This window comes from Planktothrix pseudagardhii (assembly GCF_904830925.1).
Taxonomy (GTDB): domain Bacteria; phylum Cyanobacteriota; class Cyanobacteriia; order Cyanobacteriales; family Microcoleaceae; genus Planktothrix; species Planktothrix tepida.
This window is the reverse complement of sequence record NZ_LR882967.1, coordinates 1,754,302-1,773,670: the sequence shown is the minus strand read 5'-3', so window position 1 is coordinate 1,773,670 and position 19,369 is coordinate 1,754,302. Positions and strand designations below refer to the sequence as shown.

At 40.9% G+C, this 19,369-nt stretch carries 8 protein-coding genes; 2 read left to right on the top strand and 6 right to left on the bottom strand.

Going from position 1 to position 19,369, the window contains the following annotated elements:
• Positions 1 to 36: 36 nt before the first annotated feature.
• The 5 genes from NMK36_RS07530 to NMK36_RS07510 form a co-directional block, all read right to left on the bottom strand.
• Complete coding sequence (locus NMK36_RS07530; protein WP_254173446.1) at positions 37 to 11,073, bottom strand: DUF4347 domain-containing protein; 11,037 nt, start codon at positions 11,071 to 11,073, stop codon at positions 37 to 39.
• A 429-nt stretch (positions 11,074 to 11,502) separates the two neighbouring features.
• Positions 11,503 to 12,876 carry a cobyrinate a,c-diamide synthase gene (locus tag NMK36_RS07525; protein ID WP_254173445.1) on the bottom strand — a complete coding sequence of 458 codons (1,374 nt, stop codon included), beginning with the start codon at positions 12,874 to 12,876 and terminating at the stop codon, positions 11,503 to 11,505.
• 196 nt (positions 12,877 to 13,072) lie between these two features.
• Entirely contained in the window at positions 13,073 to 14,800 is a 1,728-nt protein-coding gene (locus NMK36_RS07520) for a succinate dehydrogenase/fumarate reductase flavoprotein subunit (RefSeq protein WP_254173444.1), read from the bottom strand.
• 166 nt (positions 14,801 to 14,966) lie between these two features.
• The gene (locus tag NMK36_RS07515; protein WP_254173443.1) at positions 14,967 to 15,278 is read right to left on the bottom strand and encodes a hypothetical protein; all 312 of its coding nucleotides are present in this window, start codon (positions 15,276 to 15,278) and stop codon (positions 14,967 to 14,969) included.
• A 292-nt stretch (positions 15,279 to 15,570) separates the two neighbouring features.
• Positions 15,571 to 16,824 carry a threonine/serine ThrE exporter family protein gene (locus NMK36_RS07510; RefSeq protein ID WP_254173442.1) on the bottom strand — a complete coding sequence of 418 codons (1,254 nt, stop codon included), beginning with the start codon at positions 16,822 to 16,824 and terminating at the stop codon, positions 15,571 to 15,573.
• A gap of 62 nt (positions 16,825 to 16,886) precedes the next feature.
• Here NMK36_RS07510 and NMK36_RS07505 point away from each other — a divergent pair, with 62 nt between their 5' ends.
• On the top strand, positions 16,887 to 17,429 hold the full coding sequence (locus tag NMK36_RS07505) for a pentapeptide repeat-containing protein (RefSeq protein ID WP_072722788.1): 543 nt from the start codon (positions 16,887 to 16,889) through the stop codon (positions 17,427 to 17,429).
• Here NMK36_RS07505 and NMK36_RS07500 read toward each other — a convergent pair.
• Entirely contained in the window at positions 17,415 to 17,615 is a 201-nt protein-coding gene (locus tag NMK36_RS07500; RefSeq protein WP_072722787.1) for an RNA-binding S4 domain-containing protein, read from the bottom strand. The two genes, NMK36_RS07505 and NMK36_RS07500, sit on opposite strands and share 15 nt — an antisense overlap.
• Positions 17,616 to 17,825: 210 nt before the next feature.
• On the opposite strand from NMK36_RS07500, the gene NMK36_RS07495 reads away from it, so the two are divergent.
• Entirely contained in the window at positions 17,826 to 19,334 is a 1,509-nt protein-coding gene (locus NMK36_RS07495) for a UbiD family decarboxylase (RefSeq protein ID WP_254173441.1), read from the top strand.
• The last annotated feature ends 35 nt before the right edge of the window (positions 19,335 to 19,369 follow it).

Sequence of the window (19,369 nt, the reverse complement as noted above, 5' to 3'; positions counted from 1 at the left end):
TCTGACTTGAAGAAACCGGGTTTCGGGATGTATTCGTTAATTCATGACAAAGGAATTAGCGGTAATTGAGTTAGCAGGAACACCGATTAAAGTGGCTAAAAGTTCATTATTGGCTGCGACTTGAATCAAGGTATTTCCGGCTTGAGTTCCACTCCCTTGCAGGATGGTAAGCTGATTAAAACTATAATTTTGCGTCAATTTTAACAGATCCTCACCTCCGACGAAATCTAGGATGATATCGCCATTTTCACCCGGATTTAACATAAAGATATCGGCTCCTTGACCGCCAATGAGGGAATCTGTTCCGACTCCACCATTGAGGGTATCATTGCCTAAATCTCCTGTGACTAAATCATCGCCGTTACTTCCATCTACAAAATCGTCGCCTTGACCGCCATGAATCAGATCGTTATCGTCGCCACCGTAAAGGTTATCGTTCCCTGTACCTCCTGACAACAGATCTTCTCCAGCATGACCGACTAACAGGTCGTTTCCAACTTCTCCTAATACCGTATCATTGCCTAAATCACCACTGAGGGTATCGTTTCCTAAACCTCCGAAAATCAGGTCATTGTCCTTACCGCCTCCCACCCAGTCTTCATCGGCTCCACCATAAATTAGGTCGTTTCCGAGGAATCCATAAATCAGGTCTTGACCTGGGTTTCCTGAGAGGAAATCGGCTTCACCATAACCGAGTAAGGTATCCTGACCGACACCGCCACTGAGGGAGTTGGGACGCTCATCTCCTAAGAGCAGGTCATCGGGGGGGTTACTGGTGGGAATGGAGGTTAGATTTTTCCGAGCGATAAACTGTTCGATGGGGTCGCTCAGGGATGAGGGATTAGTTGTTTTTGGGGTGGGAGTTGAGGGAGTTGGAGTTGTAGGATTAACGGAATTTATTAACCCAACGGTGCTACTATTAATAACCTCTTGATTCGGGGTAATATTACCGTTATCAATGATGGTTCCTCCTGTGTCTGGATTGTTGGGATCTGTTGTGGGTTGGTCAATGACAGAAGTATCGATGGTGGTGGTAGCAATTTGAGTGGTTAAGGCTTCTCCAGTATTCTCAGCTACTACTTCGTCAAAGGATTTTGTACCACTGAAGGCAGCGCTTAAATCTTCTGTGACGCTGGTTTGGGCAACTTTTTGGGCTTGGAAGATGCCATCAGTGCTGGTAGCGGTCAGGATTTGCTCGTTACTGGCGGCAATCACCTCAGAAAGTTGAGCGACGTTGCTGCTAATTTGTTGTAATTTGAGGCTATCCTCTGGGTTTAACTGCGTTGAGTCTATGCTGTTAATAGCATCATTTAACAGAGTTTGGATTTGGTTAGGATCACTCAAATTCAACGAACCTTGTGAAATAGCAGAGGCAGAAGCATTAACAATTGAATTAGTCAAGATACTGACATCAGCCGTTGGATCAATGGCTTGATAGGAAGCACCTAATTGGGTCATAGTGGTTTGAACTGCCACTTGTGCCGCTAAGACAGCTAACGCTTCACTGGAACCCGCTTGGGCTGCTGCAATCGGGTCAAAGGTCGCTAAATCAATGGTGCTGGGCAGTCCCAGAGAGGTTTTGACTTGGGTTTGAGCTTCTTCTGGGGTCAATCCTGTATTGACTAGGGTAGCCACTAGAGTCGTTAGAGGTGTAACCATTGTGGAACCGGGAATAGCTTTGAGGATGCCAGTAAAGGCTTGTCCGGTAATTGCATCTGTACCCCCGACAATCACATATTGACCTTCTTCGGGGTCTAAAATGCCATTGCCATTGGTGTCGAAGTCCCCAGCAATCTCAAGGGTGAAATTACCTGCCGCATCGGTGGTGCTAGTCGGTTCGCCACTGTCTTGAATACTATTCCCATTCACATCTAAGAACACTGTCCCGCCAGCAATCGGCCCATCTTGACCTTTGGCTTTCACGGTTTGGGTGATTTTAGCGGGGGTTTGAGGAGTGTTAGGGGTTGCCATTGTAATCTCAGTGGTACGAGCAAAGATGGCATCAGTATTCAGGTCAGTCCCTGTCACCTCTTGGGTCTTGGTGGCTGCATGGGAGGCAGAATTCCCTGAGAACGTTGTATCGCTACTGATATTGATGATGGGGAGTTCATTGGATGCGGGTAAACCTTGGTCATTAATTTTCTTTTGAGCATCAAGCGTGGCTTGGGTGAGGGCAAATATAGCTCCGCCAAAACCTTGTCCATCATCAGTAGTCTTTTCGTCATCACCACCATATCCACCCTGGACACGGTTATTAGTCAAGCTAGAACCGTTGTTAATGTTTAAGCTGCCACTGCGGATAAAGATTGCACCTCCCATCCCTGCACCATCGCCGCCACTTCTGCCGCCGCCAAAGCCGCCGATGCCGCCGATGCCGCCGTTGCTGCCGCCACCGCCAAAACCGCCGTTGCCGCCGTTGCCGCCGTTGCCGCCGTTGCCGCCGATGCCTCTGCCGTCGCTTCTTTTCCCACCGCCGCCGCCGCTACCGCCGAAGCCGCCGCTGCCGCCGAAGCCGCCGTTGCCGCCGTTGCCGCCGATGCCGCCGTTGCCACCGCTACCATCGATGCTTTTTTTGCCGCCTTCGCCGCCGTTGCCACCGTTGCCGCCGTTGCCGCCGATGCCGCCGTTGCCGCCACTACCGCCGATGCCACCGTTGCCACCGTTGGGGCCTTTGCCGCCGTCGCCACCGTTGCCACCGTTGCCACCGATGCCACCATTGTTGCCGCTGCCACCGTTGTCGCCGCTGTGTTTGCTGCCGCTGATGCCGCCGCTGCCATTGTTAGCTGCTATATTCTGCAACCCAATTCCACCACCAAACTGCTGGAAACTCCAGAAGCCATTACCACCTATAGCTTGATTCCCCTCAAACTTCACCCCATCAACCGTGACATTCCCTTGATAAATAAACAGTGCCCCTCCCATCCCCGCACCACCACCGGAGTTATAGCCATCGCTTCCCTTAGCAACTGCATTTTTCAGGGTCAGGTTCTTAAAACTCACATTCCCTGATTTGACGAAGAAAATCGGACGGTCATCTTTATCAGCTTTACCATTATTATTGTTATCCCCATTGATGGTATGTCCTTGCCCATCAACAGTCATATCGCTATCAACCAAACTCCACATCCGAATCACATCGCTACCAAAATTCAGACGCACATCGGTATTCAATTTGATGGTATCGGCTCCGGCTTTCTCGTTAGCCGTTTTAATTGCCCAACTCAGAGTTCCTTCGGTATCTCCCTTACCGTTATCTAAATCTTTAGTAACAGAAATGGGAGTGTTCTCTTTACTCACTGCACTGGTTGGGTTACTATTAACGGTTTCTTTGGTTCCTTGTCCATCGGTATAACTAACTTTTACCTGTACCTTTTTCCCAACTTGGGTTTGAGATAAGGTGAAAGTCTTATTAGTCGCTTTACTAATATCAGTCCAGGTAACTCCATTATCGGCTGACTCTTGCCATTGATAATTAAACGTTCCTAAACCATCAACATCCGCTAAGGTATTGGTGGCGGTTAAGGTTTGATTTTGTTGCGCTGTCCCTGTAATATTAACTGTTCCTGTAGGAGCATTATTCAAAAGTCCAGAAACCACAGAAGTCGGACTACTATTAACTGTTTCTGCTGTTCCTAATAGGTCAGTATAACTAACTTTTGCCTGTACCTTTTTCCCCACTTGGGTTTGAGATAAGGTCAAAGTATTATTAGTCGCTCCACTAATATCAGTCCAGGTGACTCCATTATCTGAGGACTCTTGCCATTGATAATTAAAAGTACCTAAACCATCAACATCTGCTAAGGTATTTGTTGCAGTTAAAATTTGGTTTTGTGTTGCTGTTCCCGTAATACTAACATTACCTGTGGGTAAGTCATTAATATTAGTAACAACAGAAGTCGGACTACTATTAACCGTTTCTGCTGTTCCCAATAGGTCTGTATAACTAACTTTTGCTTGTACCGTTTTCCCAACTTGGGTTTGAGATAAGGTGAAAGTATTATTAGTCGCTCCACTAATATCAGTCCAGGTAACTCCATTATCGGCTGACTCTTGCCATTGATAATTAAAAGTACCTAAACCATCAACATCTGCTAAGGTATTGGTTGCCGTTAAAATTTGGTTTTGTGTTGCTGTACCCGTAATATTAACTGTTCCTGTAGGAGCATTATTCAAAAGTCCAGAAACCACAGAAGTCGGACTACTATTAACTGTTTCTGCTGTTCCCAATAGGTCTGTATAACTAACTTTTGCTTGTACCGTTTTCCCAACTTGGGTTTGAGATAAGGTGAAAGTATTATTAGTCGCTCCACTAATATCAGTCCAGGTGACTCCATTATCGGCTGACTCTTGCCATTGATAATTAAACGTTCCTAAACCATCTGCATCAACTAAGGTATTTGTTGCCGTTAAAATTTGGTTTTGTGTTGCTGTACCCGTAATATTAACTGTTCCTGTAGGAGCATTATTCAAAAGTCCAGAAACCACAGAAGTCGGACTACTATTAACTGTTTCTGCTGTTCCCAATAGGTCTGTATAACTAACTTTTGCTTGTACCGTTTTCCCAACTTGGGTTTGAGATAAGGTGAAAGTATTATTAGTCGCTCCACTAATATCAGTCCAGGTAACTCCATTATCGGCTGACTCTTGCCATTGATAATTAAAAGTACCTAAACCATCAACATCTGCTAAGGTATTGGTTGCCGTTAAAATTTGGTTTTGTGTTGCTGTACCCGTAATATTAACTGTTCCTGTAGGAGCATTATTCAAAAGTCCAGAAACCACAGAAGTCGGACTACTATTAACTGTTTCTGCTGTTCCCAATAGGTCTGTATAACTAACTTTTGCTTGTACCGTTTTCCCAACTTGGGTTTGAGATAAGGTGAAAGTATTATTAGTCGCTCCACTAATATCAGTCCAGGTGACTCCATTATCGGCTGACTCTTGCCATTGATAATTAAACGTTCCTAAACCATCTGCATCAACTAAGGTATTTGTTGCCGTTAAAATTTGGTTTTGTGTTGCTGTACCCGTAATATTAACTGTTCCTGTAGGAGCATTATTCAAAAGTCCAGAAACCACAGAAGTCGGACTACTATTAACTGTTTCTGCTGTTCCCAATAGGTCTGTATAACTAACTTTTGCTTGTACCGTTTTCCCAACTTGGGTTTGAGATAAGGTGAAAGTATTATTAGTCGCTCCACTAATATCAGTCCAGGTGACTCCATTATCGGCTGACTCTTGCCATTGATAATTAAACGTTCCTAAACCATCTGCATCAACTAAGGTATTTGTTGCCGTTAAAATTTGGTTTTGTGTTGCTGTACCCGTAATATTAACTGTTCCTGTAGGAGCATTATTCAAAAGTCCAGAAACCACAGAAGTCGGACTACTATTAACTGTTTCTGCTGTTCCCAATAGGTCTGTATAACTAACTTTTGCTTGTACCGTTTTCCCAACTTGGGTTTGAGATAAGGTGAAAGTATTATTAGTCGCTCCACTAATATCAGTCCAGGTAACTCCATTATCGGCTGACTCTTGCCATTGATAATTAAACGTTCCTAAACCATCAATATCCGCTAAGGTATTAGTGGCGGTTAAAATTTGGTTTTGTGTCGCTGTACCCGTAATATTAACTGCTCCTGTAGGAGCGTCGTTAATATTAGTAACCACAGAAGTCGGACTACTATTAACTATTTCTGCTGTTCCTAATAGGTCAGTATAACTAACTTTTGCCTGTACCGTTTTCCCAACTTGGGTTTGAGATAAGGTGAAAGTATTATTAGTCGCTCCACTAATATCAGTCCAGGTAACTCCATTATCGGCTGACTCTTGCCATTGATAATTAAACGTTCCTAAACCATCAATATCCGCTAAGGTATTAGTGGCGGTTAAAATTTGGTTTTGTGTCGCTGTACCCGTAATATTAACTGCTCCTGTAGGAGCGTCGTTAATATTAGTAACCACAGAAGTCGGACTACTATTAACTATTTCTGCTGTTCCTAATAGGTCAGTATAACTAACTTTTGCCTGTACCGTTTTCCCAACTTGGGTTTGGGATAAGGTCAAAGTATTATTAGTCGCTCCACTAATATTAGTCCAGGTAACTCCATTATCGGCTGACTCTTGCCATTGATAATTCAAAGTACCTAAACCATCTGCATCTGCTAAGGTATTGGTTGCGGTTAAAATTTGGTTTTGGGTTGCTGTACCCGTAATATTAACTGCTCCTGTAGGAGCGTCGTTAATATTAGTAACCACAGAAGTCGGACTACTATTAACAGTTTCTGCTGTTCCTAATAGGTCAGTATAACTAACTTTTGCCTGTACCGTTTTCCCAACTTGGGTTTGGGATAAGGTCAAAGTATTATTAGTCGCTGCACTAATATTAGTCCAGGTGACTCCATTATCGGCTGACTCTTGCCATTGATAATTCAAAGTACCTAAACCATCTGCATCTGCTAAGGTATTGGTGGCGGTTAAAATTTGGTTTTGTGTCGCTGTACCCGTAATATTAACTGTTCCTGTAGGAGCATTATTCAAAAGTCCAGAAACCACAGCAGTCGGACTACTATTAACCGTTTCTGCTGTTCCTAATAAGTCAGTATAACTAACTTTGACTTGTACCTTTTTCCCTACTTGCGTTTGAGATAAGGTAAACGTATTATTAGTCGCTCCACTAATATTAGTCCAGGTGACTCCATTATCGGCTGACTCTTGCCATTGATAATTTAATGTTCCTAAACCATCTGCATCCGCTAAGGTATTAGTGGCGGTTAAAATTTGGTTTTGGGTTGCTGTTCCTGTAATACTAACATTACCTGTGGGTAAGTCGTTAACATTAGTAACGGTAGTTGTAGGTGAACTATTAACCGTTTCTGCTGTCCCTAATAGGTCAGTATAACTAACTTTGACCTGTACCTTTTTCCCTACTTGCGTTTGAGATAAGGTGAAAGTATTATTTGTCGCTCCACTAATATTAGTCCAGGTGACTCCATTATCGGCTGACTGTTGCCATTGATAATTAAACGTTCCTAAACCATCAACATCTGCTAAGGTATTGGTTGCCGTTAAAATTTGGTTTTGTGTCGCTGTTCCTGTAATATTAACTGTTCCTGTAGGAGCGTCGTTAACATTAGTAACCACAGAAGTTGGACTACTATTAACCGTTTCTGCTGTTCCTAATAGGTCTGTATAACTAACTTTTACCTGCACCTTTTTCCCAACTTGTGCTTGAGATAAGGTAAAAGTATTATTAGTTGCTCCACTAATATCACTCCAGGTGACTCCATTATCGGCTGACTCTTGCCATTGATAATTTAATGTTCCTAAACCATCAACATCTGCTAAGGTATTTGTTGCCGTTAAGGTTTGATTTTGTTTTGCTGTTCCTGTAATATTAACATTACCTGTGGGTAAGTCGTTAACATTAGTAACGGTAGTTGTAGGTGAACTATTAACTGTTTCTGCTGTCCCTAATAGGTCAGTATAACTAACTTTTACTTGTACCTTTTTCCCTACTTGTGTTTGAGATAAGGCGAACGTATTATTAGTTGCTCCACTAATATTAGTCCAGGTGACTCCATTATCGGCTGACTCTTGCCATTGATAATTAAACGTTCCTAAACCATCAACATCTGCTAAGGTATTGGTTGCCGTTAAAATTTGGTTTTGTGTCGCTGTACCCGCAATATTAACTGTTCCTGTAGGAGCATTATTCAAAAGTCCAGAAACCACAGAAGTCGGACTACTATTAACTGTTTCTGCTGTTCCTAATAGGTCAGTATAACTAACTTTGACCTGCACCTTTTTCCCTACTTGTGTTTGAGATAAGGTGAACGTATTATTAGTTGCTCCATTAATATTCGTCCAGGTGACTCCATTATCGCCTGACTCTTGCCATTGATAATTTAATGTTCCTAAACCATCTGCATCTGCTAAGTTATTGGTGGCGGTTAAAATTTGGTTTTGTGTTGCTGTTCCTGTAATATTAACTGTTCCTGTAGGAGCGTCGTTAATATTAGTAACCACAGAAGTTGGACTACTATTAACCGTTTCTGCTGTTCCTAATAGGTCTGTATAACTAACTTTTACCTGTACCGTTTTCCCTACTTGTGCTTGAGATAAGGTAAAAGTATTATTAGTCGCTCCACTAATATTAGTCCAGGTGACTCCATTATCGGCTGACTCTTGCCATTGATAATTAAACGTTCCTAAACCATCTGCATCTGCTAAGGTATTGGTTGCCGTTAAGGTTTGATTTTGTTTTGCTGTACCCGCAATATTAACTGTTCCTGTAGGAGCATTATTCAAAAGTCCAGAAACCACAGCAGTTGGACTACTATTAACCGTTTCTGCTGTTCCTAATAAGTCAGTATAACTAACTTTGACCTGTATATTTTTCCCAACTTGTGTTTGAGATAAGGTGAACGTATTATTAGTCGCTCCACTAATATTAGTCCAGGTGACTCCATTATCGGCTGACTCTTGCCATTGATAATTAAACGTTCCTAAACCATCAACATCCGCTAAAGTATTGGTGGCGGTTAAAATTTGGTTTTGTGTTGCTGTTCCTGTAATACTAACATTACCTGTCGGTAAGTCGTTAACATTAGTAACTACAGCAGTTGGACTACTATTAACTGTTTCTGCTGTTCCTAATAAGTCAGTATAACTAACTTTTACTTGTACCTTTTTCCCTACTTGTGCTTGAGATAAGGTGAAAGTATTATTTGTCGCTCCACTAATATCAGTCCAAGTGACTCCATTATCAGATGACTGTTGCCATTGATAATTAAACGTTCCTAAACCATCAACATCTGCTAAGGTATTTGTGGCGGTTAAAATTTGGTTTTGTGTTGCTGTTCCTGTAATACTAACATTACCTGTCGGTAAGTCGTTAACATTAGTAACTACAGCAGTTGGACTACTATTAACTGTTTCTGCTGTTCCTAATAAGTCAGTATAACTAACTTTTACTTGTACCTTTTTCCCTACTTGTGCTTGAGATAAGGTGAAAGTATTATTTGTCGCTCCACTAATATCAGTCCAAGTGACTCCATTATCAGATGACTGTTGCCATTGATAATTAAACGTTCCTAAACCATCAACATCTGCTAAGGTATTTGTGGCGGTTAAAATTTGGTTTTGTGTTGCTGTTCCTGTAATAGTAACATTACCTGTCGGTAAGTCGTTAACATTAGTAACTACAGCAGTTGGACTACTATTAACTGTTTCTGCTGTTCCTAATAGGTCTGTATAACTAACTTTGACCTGTACCTTTTTCCCCACTTGGGTTTGAGATAAGGTCAAAGTATTATTAGTCGCTCCACTAATATCTGTCCAGTTGACTCCATTATCGCCTGACTCTTGCCATTGATAATTTAATGTTCCTAAACCATCTGCATCCGCTAAGGTATTGGTGGCGGTTAAAATTTGGTTTTGTGTTGCTGTTCCTGTAATACTAACTGTTCCTGTAGGAGCGTCGTTAATATTAGTAATACTTAAATTAGAGGTAGCTGTGGCGGTACTAAAAGCTGTTATTCCTCCATTGGTGCTGACATTCACACCCGTTTGTCCATTGCTGCCACTGGTGCCATCCCATCCTCGATAAGTGAGACTGACATTGCCGTTAAAGTTGGCATTGGGAACAAATCGAACTAAAGCTGTATTACTTAAAAGAGTCGCTGAACTGTTTGTTACTGCCCCAAATGCTGTCCAATTGCTGCCGTTATTGTTAGAAAACTGCCAAGTTCCGTTACTTGTATTGCTCAACCCTGTTACTGCTATGCCACTGGGGTCGCTGTTGGCATCGGTGAAACCACTGCTTAAGACGGTGGAAACTAATGTCCCTGGATTGGTTGTCGGGTCTTCGTTAATTGTGGTTAAATTAGATACGTTAGCTGCATTTAGGACGGGGGCGCTGTTGTTGTATTCTCCTGTTGCTCCAAAAAAGTTCAACCAAGTGTTTGTATTTGTGCCACTGGTTCGGGTTATGGTGATGCTTTGCAGGATTTTCGTTGTATCGGGTGTTAACCCTAAACCAAAGATTTTTCCAGCATTAAAATCCCAGTAACTTGAGCCGGTTGTATCGTTACTTAAGTCTAGTCCATTAATCAGATAGTAACTAGAAGCTGACTCGGTAATTGAAGTGGCAATATCGGCAATTGTGGCTGTACTGGTGCTGGTGCTGCTATCGCTATAGTTAAATTTTATATTTATTGTCCCGCTACCATTTGTCCCGGTGGCAAACAGGTGAATTTTTTGGTAGGGACTAGCCGTGACGTTAAAGGTAAAGGATGAGTTGTTGGTGGTGAGGATTTTGGCATTGTTGCCGTCATTGCTGTTATTGTAGCCGAGTTGAATGTTGGGATGGTAGCTGTTGGCTGCAAACAAGCCGTTGTCGGGTAAACCGTTGCCATTGGTTCCTGCTTTAAAGGTGGCAAAAGACTGAGTGACTAGGGCGTATGTCGGTGAACCGAAGGGATTTTGGCTGGGGTCTGTGGTGCCGTTATTATAGTTAATAATGACATCATCGCTGAAGATTGAACTCAAGTCGAAGTTTTTGATTGCTAATACTCCGCCATAGTTTTCCATTGTTACTGCTGAAAAAGCTAGGGGGGTTTCTATTGACCCGATGGTTTTGTCTAATTTCCAGTCTCCTCCTAGGGTCGCATTGCCAGTTTTTTGGCTGGATGCTGCTATGTTAGCTCCTATCATTTGATTCAGGTGCTGGATGAATTTTTCTCCTATTTTTCCGGCTGCTACTTCACATCCATACACTAAAATATCGGCGGTTTTTGTTAGGGCTTTTCCCCACTGCTGAAGTGGTTTCCTAAAACCATCTAAATTTTCCCTATTTAGAAGGTCTGAACCGAGTTGTAAATGACCGGGGCTTCCGTGAGAAACGATATGTAGGGCTTGAATTTTTGATAAGCCTTTGAGTGCTTGTGTGATCTGTTCTACCCCACTTGGGTCTGGGTCTAAAATCACGATTTCTGCGTTTTTGTTGGCTCCTTCTATTAGGCTTGGGTAGTTGTCGATAGTGGAGTCAATGAAAATAATTTGTTTTTTCATGGTTTTCAATTCAGTTGATTAATTAATGGCCAAAGGATTCTAATCAGTAGTTGCCGGGAGATCGCACCCATTTGAAGGGATGAACAGGAAGGACGATCTCTATTGACCCGATGTACAATTTTTCCTCGGTTTAAACAGTACAATCGGGGAAATTGCCGTTGGGTATATCTGGAGAACGTCTTAATTTAACGTTAATAACTTTAGTATAACCGATTAATTATGTGTTGAATACCGTAGAATTACTGAAATTTTTTCATGAGGTTTTTGGCCCAAAATTATATCGGTGAAAATCTGGATAGGGGAGCAACGGGACTCCTGTTTAAATGTTTGCTACGCATCCGTCCAAGTAGAGACGTTGTATGCAAGGTTTATACAGGAGGTTTAGGAAATTATTTTTATATAGTATCAATTTTAGGATTTTATCTAAGGTTAGTAATTGCGACACCCTTCTAAAAATCGTCTTGGAATCTCAATTTTATCTCCCCAATGGAGATGTAAATAAGACCCATGAACGTTAGAGAGATTTCCCCATCCTTCTAAAATTATAGGATTATTTTCTACTGAGAAAAAACGCTGCATTTTATATAACGGTTGAGTTGAGTTTTCGAGCAGTTCTGAACGATGAAACTCATGTCCGGTAATTATTTTGCCTTCTAATAATAAAGGCGTATTTTTTAATACTTTGGCTTGATAATACCCTAATTTTAATCGTTTTCCCATCACCGCCGTTGTTGGCAAAACCCCCACCATTGACCAAGCATTATTTTCAAAATCAATAATTTTTTCACATAAATACATTAACCCTCCACATTCGGCATAGGTTGGCATTCCTGATAAAATAGCATATTTAACTGCTTTTAAAATAACTTGATTTTGGCTTAATTGTTGAGCAAATACCTCTGGAAACCCTCCCCCAAAATATAATCCTTGAATTCCGGGGGGTAAGTGGTTATCGGTTAATGGACTCCATTCAATTAATTCCGCACCTAATTGTTGTAAAATTTCTAAATTTTCGGCATAATAGAAGTTAAATGCAGAATCTCTAGCGATCGCAATTTTAATTCTAGGCTCTACTGTAGTGTTTAAAAATGCAGTTTCTTGAATAAATCCGGTTTTTGGGCTATATTTTAATAAGGGTAATAATTGTTTCCAGTCAAACCAAGATTCAGCCAGTTTAGCTAAGTCTTGAATCAGTAAATTTAGTTCAGGTAGTTCTTCCGTTGGAATCAACCCCAAATGACGAGCGGGAATTTCGATATTTTCTTGTCTTTTCAAGATTCCTATAATTGGAATATTGAGGAATTTTAAGGAAGTTTTTAATAATTCTAAATGGCGATCGCTTCCTACTTTATTTAAAATCAACCCAGCTAAATTCAGCTTAGGATTAAGGGTTTTAAATCCCAGGGTAATGGCAGCTACAGAACCCGATAATCGACTACAATCTAAAACCAAAATAACAGGTATATTCAAAATTAAAGCAATGTGAGCCGTGGAAGCTATCGGAATATTATCACCATCAGGAATCCCATCAAATAAACCCATTACCCCTTCTATTAATCCATAATCAGACATTTGAATATGATTAAAATAGCAAGTTTTAATATAGGATTCTGATGTTAAAATTGAATCTAAATTATAACAAGGTTTTCCCGTTACATAGGCATGAAACATGGGATCAATATAATCAGGGCCAACCTTAAAGGATTGCACATTAAAATTGTGTTGTTTTAAATAAGATAAAATTGTCAATGTAACGGTTGTTTTACCAACGCCACTGCGTTCACCTGCAATAATAACAGTCATGATTTAAAATTTTTAGGGAATACCTATCGGGCTAAATGCTTAAGAATTGGTAACTCTACATTCATTACCTTACCTGCTTTCTAGCTATTCAATCTGTTTATTTTCTTATTCTACTTCTCGGAGAGTGACAGAAGAGGGATATCTCAATTGTAGTAAGCCCTTTAGGGCTAGGAGGCGTTCACGCCTCACTACTTTTTCAATATTTTCGTTCCTGGGGTTCAAATAACGTTATTTGAACCGGACGATATGCTAAATCAATACCCGCAGGTGAATAATAAGCTAAGGTATGTTTGAGGAACTGTTCATCATTGCGTTGGGGATAATCTTCTCGACTGTGAGCCCCTCGGCTTTCTTGACGGTTTAAGGCTGAAGTTAAAATCATATTTCCCACAATCATTAGGCTTTTTAATTCCAAAGCTTCAATTAATTCTGTATTCCAACATTTGCCTTTATCATCTAAATAAATCTGTTGATAACGATTCTGTAACTCTTGAATTAGACTTAACCCTTCTCGCATCACACTATCATTTCTAAACACACCACAATGAGCCGTCATAGCATCTTGAAAGTCTTGGCGGAGTGTCCCGATTCGGTAATCTCCTGATTGATCTAATAACCCTTGTAATTGCTCTTGAGCTTCTTTCAAATAACGCTGTTCATCAAGAGTTGGTAATTTGCGATTTTGCACAAATTCAGCAATAGCTGCTCCTGTTCGTTTTCCATAAACAACACATTCTAATAAGGAATTACTACCTAAACGATTTGCTCCATGAACGGAGACACAAGCCGCTTCTCCCGCCGCAAATAATCCATCCACTAAACTATCGATACCGCTTAAAACTTGCCCATTAATATTAGTCGGAATTCCCCCCATTGAATAGTGAACCGTTGGACGAACAGGCATCGGTTGAACCACAGCATCAATGCCTAATAAACGGTGCGCTTCTTCCCAACAAAAAGGAATCCGACTCATAATTTTTTCCCGTCCTAAATGTCGCAAATCCAAATAAACATAAGGCCCCCCAGAACTGCCATCGGGGTTAATTCCACGCCCTGCACGAATTTCTAAAGTAATAGCGCGAGACGTAATATCTCTGGGTGCTAATTCCATCCGACTTGGGGCATAAGTCGCCATAAATCGTTCCCCATTACTATTAATTAAATAAGCGCCTTCTCCTCGCACCGCTTCGGAAATTAACACCCCTACCGGATATAAACCTGTGGGATGAAACTGCACAAACTCCATATCTTCCAGGGGAACTCCCGCCATCGCTGACATCGCCAACCCGTCCCCCGTTGAGGCGTAGTCATTGGAGGTGGTATTAAACGCTCGACCATAACCCCCCGTTGCGAACATGACCGCCTTCGCGCGAACAACCGTTAACTGTCCGTCATTGATACGGAACATGACAACGCCCTTGGCTTGTCCCTCTTCCAATATCAAGCGCATGACGTACCATTCATCATAGATACGAATGCCATAACGTCTGAGGTTATTGACGAGTTCGTGTAAAATCGCATGACCTGTTTTATCGGCGGCGTAGCAGGTACGGTTGTGGGAATGTCCGCCGAAAGCCCGTTGGGCGATGCGTCCATCAGGAAGACGGGAAAATAAGACTCCCAAATGTTCTAAATCAATAATGACATCCGGGGCTTCTTTGGCTAAAATTTCCACCGCATCTTGGTCAGCGAGATAGTCTGAACCCTTGACGGTATCGAAAGCATGGGCTTCCCAACTGTCGCTTTCATCAATATTTTTTAATGTAGCGGCGATACCCCCTTGGGCGGCAACGGAATGGGAACGAATGGGGTGAGTTTTAGCAACAACGGCTATATTTAAGCTGGGGTTAGTGCGGGCAATTTCTACCGCCGCCCGACATCCAGCTAACCCGCCCCCAACAATAATCACATCATGTTCTAGCATCTTAATCAATTATCAATTATCAATTATCAATTATCAATTATCAATTATTAGTTATTAGTTATTAGTTATAGGTCTGTAAGGGTGGGGGAAGCCCGCCCCTACTGGTATAACTCTTACACTGATAACTGATAACTGATAACTGATAACTGTATGAGTTGAATTTATTCTAACTCGCCACTTGCGCCGTTTTGGAACTGGGAAGTTCAGCACGGCTTGGTTCGTCTTCAATGGATGGGTCTACAGATAGAACTTCGATATGGTTAAATAACGTGGTGACAAATGCAAAGAGTAAAAAAGGTAAAGACAGCACAACAATTAAGCTCACCGTTGCTAACGCATAAATTTGGCGGGCTGTACTCCACAGTGCTAATGAAGTCGCTAAGGCAATAAAGATGACAATTAGCCAAACGATAATTTGGCTATAGATATCGCCATAGGTGAGTGTGCATCGAATACGATACTTTTTCAGATCTTGCATTGGCTCTCTCTTGTAATATTGCTTTAAACTTCTAGGTTAAAGGGTTGATTCAATTTTGGAAAAAATTTAAACATTTTAATAAGAGTTGTAATTTAACTTTACGTTCGGTCATACTTCAGCAGGCAGCAAACCGGATAAAATTCTGAATTCTTGATTTTTTCAGGAATTCTTAACATTGATTGTTCAGCATTAACCCTCTTAGGGAATAGCGAAAAGCGATTTGAGAGACTCTTCCGCACCCTACGCCTGTCTTTTATCTCCTTTCTCCAAAATCAGGGAAGGGGTGAACGCTCTAATCATCTGATCTAAAAAATAATAAATTCGGTAAGGCTAACCCCACCGGAATTCCTAATGTCATTAATAAGGCAGTTCCAGCCATCACTATCGTATTAGCAATTAAAGAAATATCGGAATTGATGCCTAATTTCATCATTAAAATTAAACCACTTCCGGCTCGAAACATAAAAATTCCAGGGATCATTCCGACAACAGCCCCAAATGCAATCGCCGCCGAAGGCACTTTAAACCGTCGAGAAAAATAAACTGTCATTAATCCCACAACCATTGAAGCCAAAAGATTTCCCCAAATAATTCCTAATCCAATATAAATCGAAAAAAATCGCATTCCATAACCGACTATTCCACAAAGAATACAAACCCAAAGAATTCCTTTAGGAACATTAAATAAAATAGCAAATCCGGCAGCGACTAATCCAGCAAATAAAATATTTTCCGGCTGTAATAAAGGGGATTTTATCGAATTAACAGCAACAGAAATATTCATAATACTTCCTGATAATAATAAACCAAATAAAATAGAGATTAACATTACTAAACTAAAATTTAATCGCGCAATTCCTGTGATTTGATGGTTATAAACCATATCTAAAACTGCATTAATTAAATGAACTCCGGGGACTAACATCATGGAGGGAACTAATAAGCAGGGTTCTGGGGTTGTTGTCCAACCCAGTTTAATTCCAATTGCACTGATACACCCTCCCAAAAAAGCAGCAAAAAAGGTAATAATAAACCCATTAAACTTGTTTTTTGCTAATTGTTGTCTTAAGATTAATCCCAGGGCTGTTGCTAAACTCACAATCAAAAAAGTAGACCAATCTCCATGAAAAATTTTAGCCAAACTTCCCCCCGCAATTCCTAGCATTAAAACTAAAAACCATTGCGGATAACGATGAGGCGCATGGTGATTAATCAGTTCTAACTCATCTGTAACTTCTTCTAAAGTTTTATGTCCTTGTTGAATATCATCGACTAAGCGCATCACTTGAGTCATGACCATCATATTAATTTTCATCGCCGGAATGGGGGTACTAATGCGCGAATAAAATTGATTATGAATTTTGGTTGTTAAGGTGATAGCTTCATAAGATACTAATAACCGGGCTTCAATTCCTAAACTATCGGCTAATTGACCAGTTACCCGATGAACTCGTTCTGTTGCAGCACTATTTTGTAGAAGAAGTCGGGCGGTAAGTAGAACCAGGTGAAACTTTTGATCAATCTCTTGGAGGACTGTTGGCGTCATCTGGGTTTTTCCTTAAACGGACATCTGATGCTATTAATAGTATGGGATTTAGGCTTAATTTTATGGATAGTTGGGAATTAGTACAACGAAAAGCCACAGGGGAATGGAATTTTAAAGAGGTGGATTTAAGAGGCGCTGATTTACAAAGTTTGGATCTCAGTAAATTAGTCTTTATTGGGGCTGACTTAAGTGGGGCAAATCTCAAGGGCGCAAATTTCAGTCGTTCTTCCTTACGCGGTGCTAACTTAATGGGGGCTAATTTAAGTTATACGATTTTAGAACAAGCTAGTTTATATGGAGTACAAATGATGGGGGCAAACCTCTCCCATGCTAACCTGAATGGAGCCAATTTAACCCACGCCAATTTAAGCTATACTAATCTTTATCAAGCTAATTTAAGTGCTGCAAACCTTTACGGGTGTAATTTAGAAAATGCTTGGTTAGTCGGGGCTGATTTACGAGATACGGATTTAGAAAAAGCTAATTTTAAAGCCGTTAATTTAACTGATGCTAATTTAACGGATTCTAGTGGATTTAATCAAAGCGATGCCATCATTTGTAATACGATTATGCCCAATGGTGAATTGATGTTATCCCTGCTCTAAATTAACCGTTAAAGTTTTTCCACCGATCCACACTTGATCTCCTGTAACTAATTTTCGTCCCCGTCTAGTTTCAATCTCACCATTAACTCGAACTTCACCGGATTGAATCATAATTTTAGCTTGTCCTCCGGTAGAAACCTCACCCATGAATTTCAGAAATTGATCAAGTTTAATAGTTTCAGACATGATTTGATAGGCTCTTAATAGAGGGTCAGGTATTTAATCTATTATAATAAAATTGAGGATTTTGAGCAAGGCTAAATCAGGTTAATTTAATAAAGGTTAAATAAGGAATAAAAAAATAATTACACTGACCTAGATAATTTTGACACAGATGGGCATTCCGTCTCAAAAACTGTCATAATATAAAAACAGATGTAACAATTCTTAAATACAATGGCGAGAGACTTAAGGGGATTTTTAAAACTGTTAGAAGAACGGGGACAATTACGGCGAATTCAAACCTTAGTTGATCCTGACTTAGAAATTGCTGAAATTTCTAACCGAATGTTGCAATGTGGTGGCCCAGGGTTATTATTTGAAAATGTTAAAGGTTCACCCTATCCGGTTGCGATCAATTTATTAGGGACAGAACAACGGGTTTGCTGGTCAATGAATATGGAAAACCCCCAAGAGTTAGAGGAATTGGGGAAAAAATTAGGAATGTTACAACAACCTAAACCGCCTAAAAAAATCTCCCAAGCCATTGATTTTGGTAAAGTTTTATTTGATGTCGTTAAAGCCAAACCGGGGCGCAATTTTTTCCCTCCTTGTCAACAGATTATCATTGAAGGGGATGATGTTGATTTAAACCAAATTCCCATGATTCGTCCCTATCCTAAAGATGCGGGAAAAATCATTACGTTGGGATTAGTGATTACGAAAGATTGTGAAACGGGAACCCCTAATGTTGGAGTTTATCGCTTACAATTGCAATCTAAAAATACCATGACCGTCCATTGGTTATCGGTGCGAGGAGGGGCTAGACATTTACGCAAAGCGGCGGAGAAGGGAAAAAAATTAGAAATTGCGATCGCATTAGGGGTTGATCCCTTAATTATTATGGCGGCGGCGACCCCCATTCCGGTTGATTTATCCGAATGGTTATTTGCAGGATTATATGGGGGTTCTGGGGTACAATTGGCCAAGTGTAAAACGGTAGATTTAGAAGTTCCGGCGGACTCAGAATTTGTATTAGAAGGAACCATAACTCCTGGAGAAATTTTACCTGATGGCCCCTTTGGGGATCACATGGGATATTATGGTGGGGTTGAACATTCTCCGTTGATTCGATTTCAATGTGTTACCCATCGTCAAGACCCAATTTATTTAACTACCTTTAGTGGTCGTCCCCCCAAAGAAGAAGCGATGATGGCGATCGCATTAAACCGAATTTATACCCCGATTTTAAGACAGCAAGTCTCGGAAATTGTAGACTTTTTCCTTCCTATGGAAGCCTTAAGTTATAAAGCGGCTATTATCTCCATTGATAAAGCTTATCCGGGTCAAGCGAGACGGGCTGCTTTAGCATTTTGGAGTGCCTTACCTCAGTTTACTTATACCAAATTTGTGATTGTTGTAGATAAGGAGATTAATATTCGAGATCCGCGACAAGTGGTATGGGCAATTAGTTCAAAAGTTGACCCGTCCAGGGATGTTTTTATTCTTCCTGATACGCCTTTTGATACCTTAGATTTTGCCAGTCAAAAAATTGGATTAGGGGGAAGAATGGGCATCGATGCAACGACAAAAATCCCTCCCGAAACCAATCATGAATGGGGAGAACCTTTAGAGTCAGATGTTGATGTTGCTGAAAGGGTAACCAAACGTTGGGCAGAATATGGATTAAATGATCTGAATTTAACCGAAGTAGACCCCAATAAGTTCGGCTATGAGATAAGATAGTTGTAAGGTGCTACTATCTAAAAAAAGCTAAAATT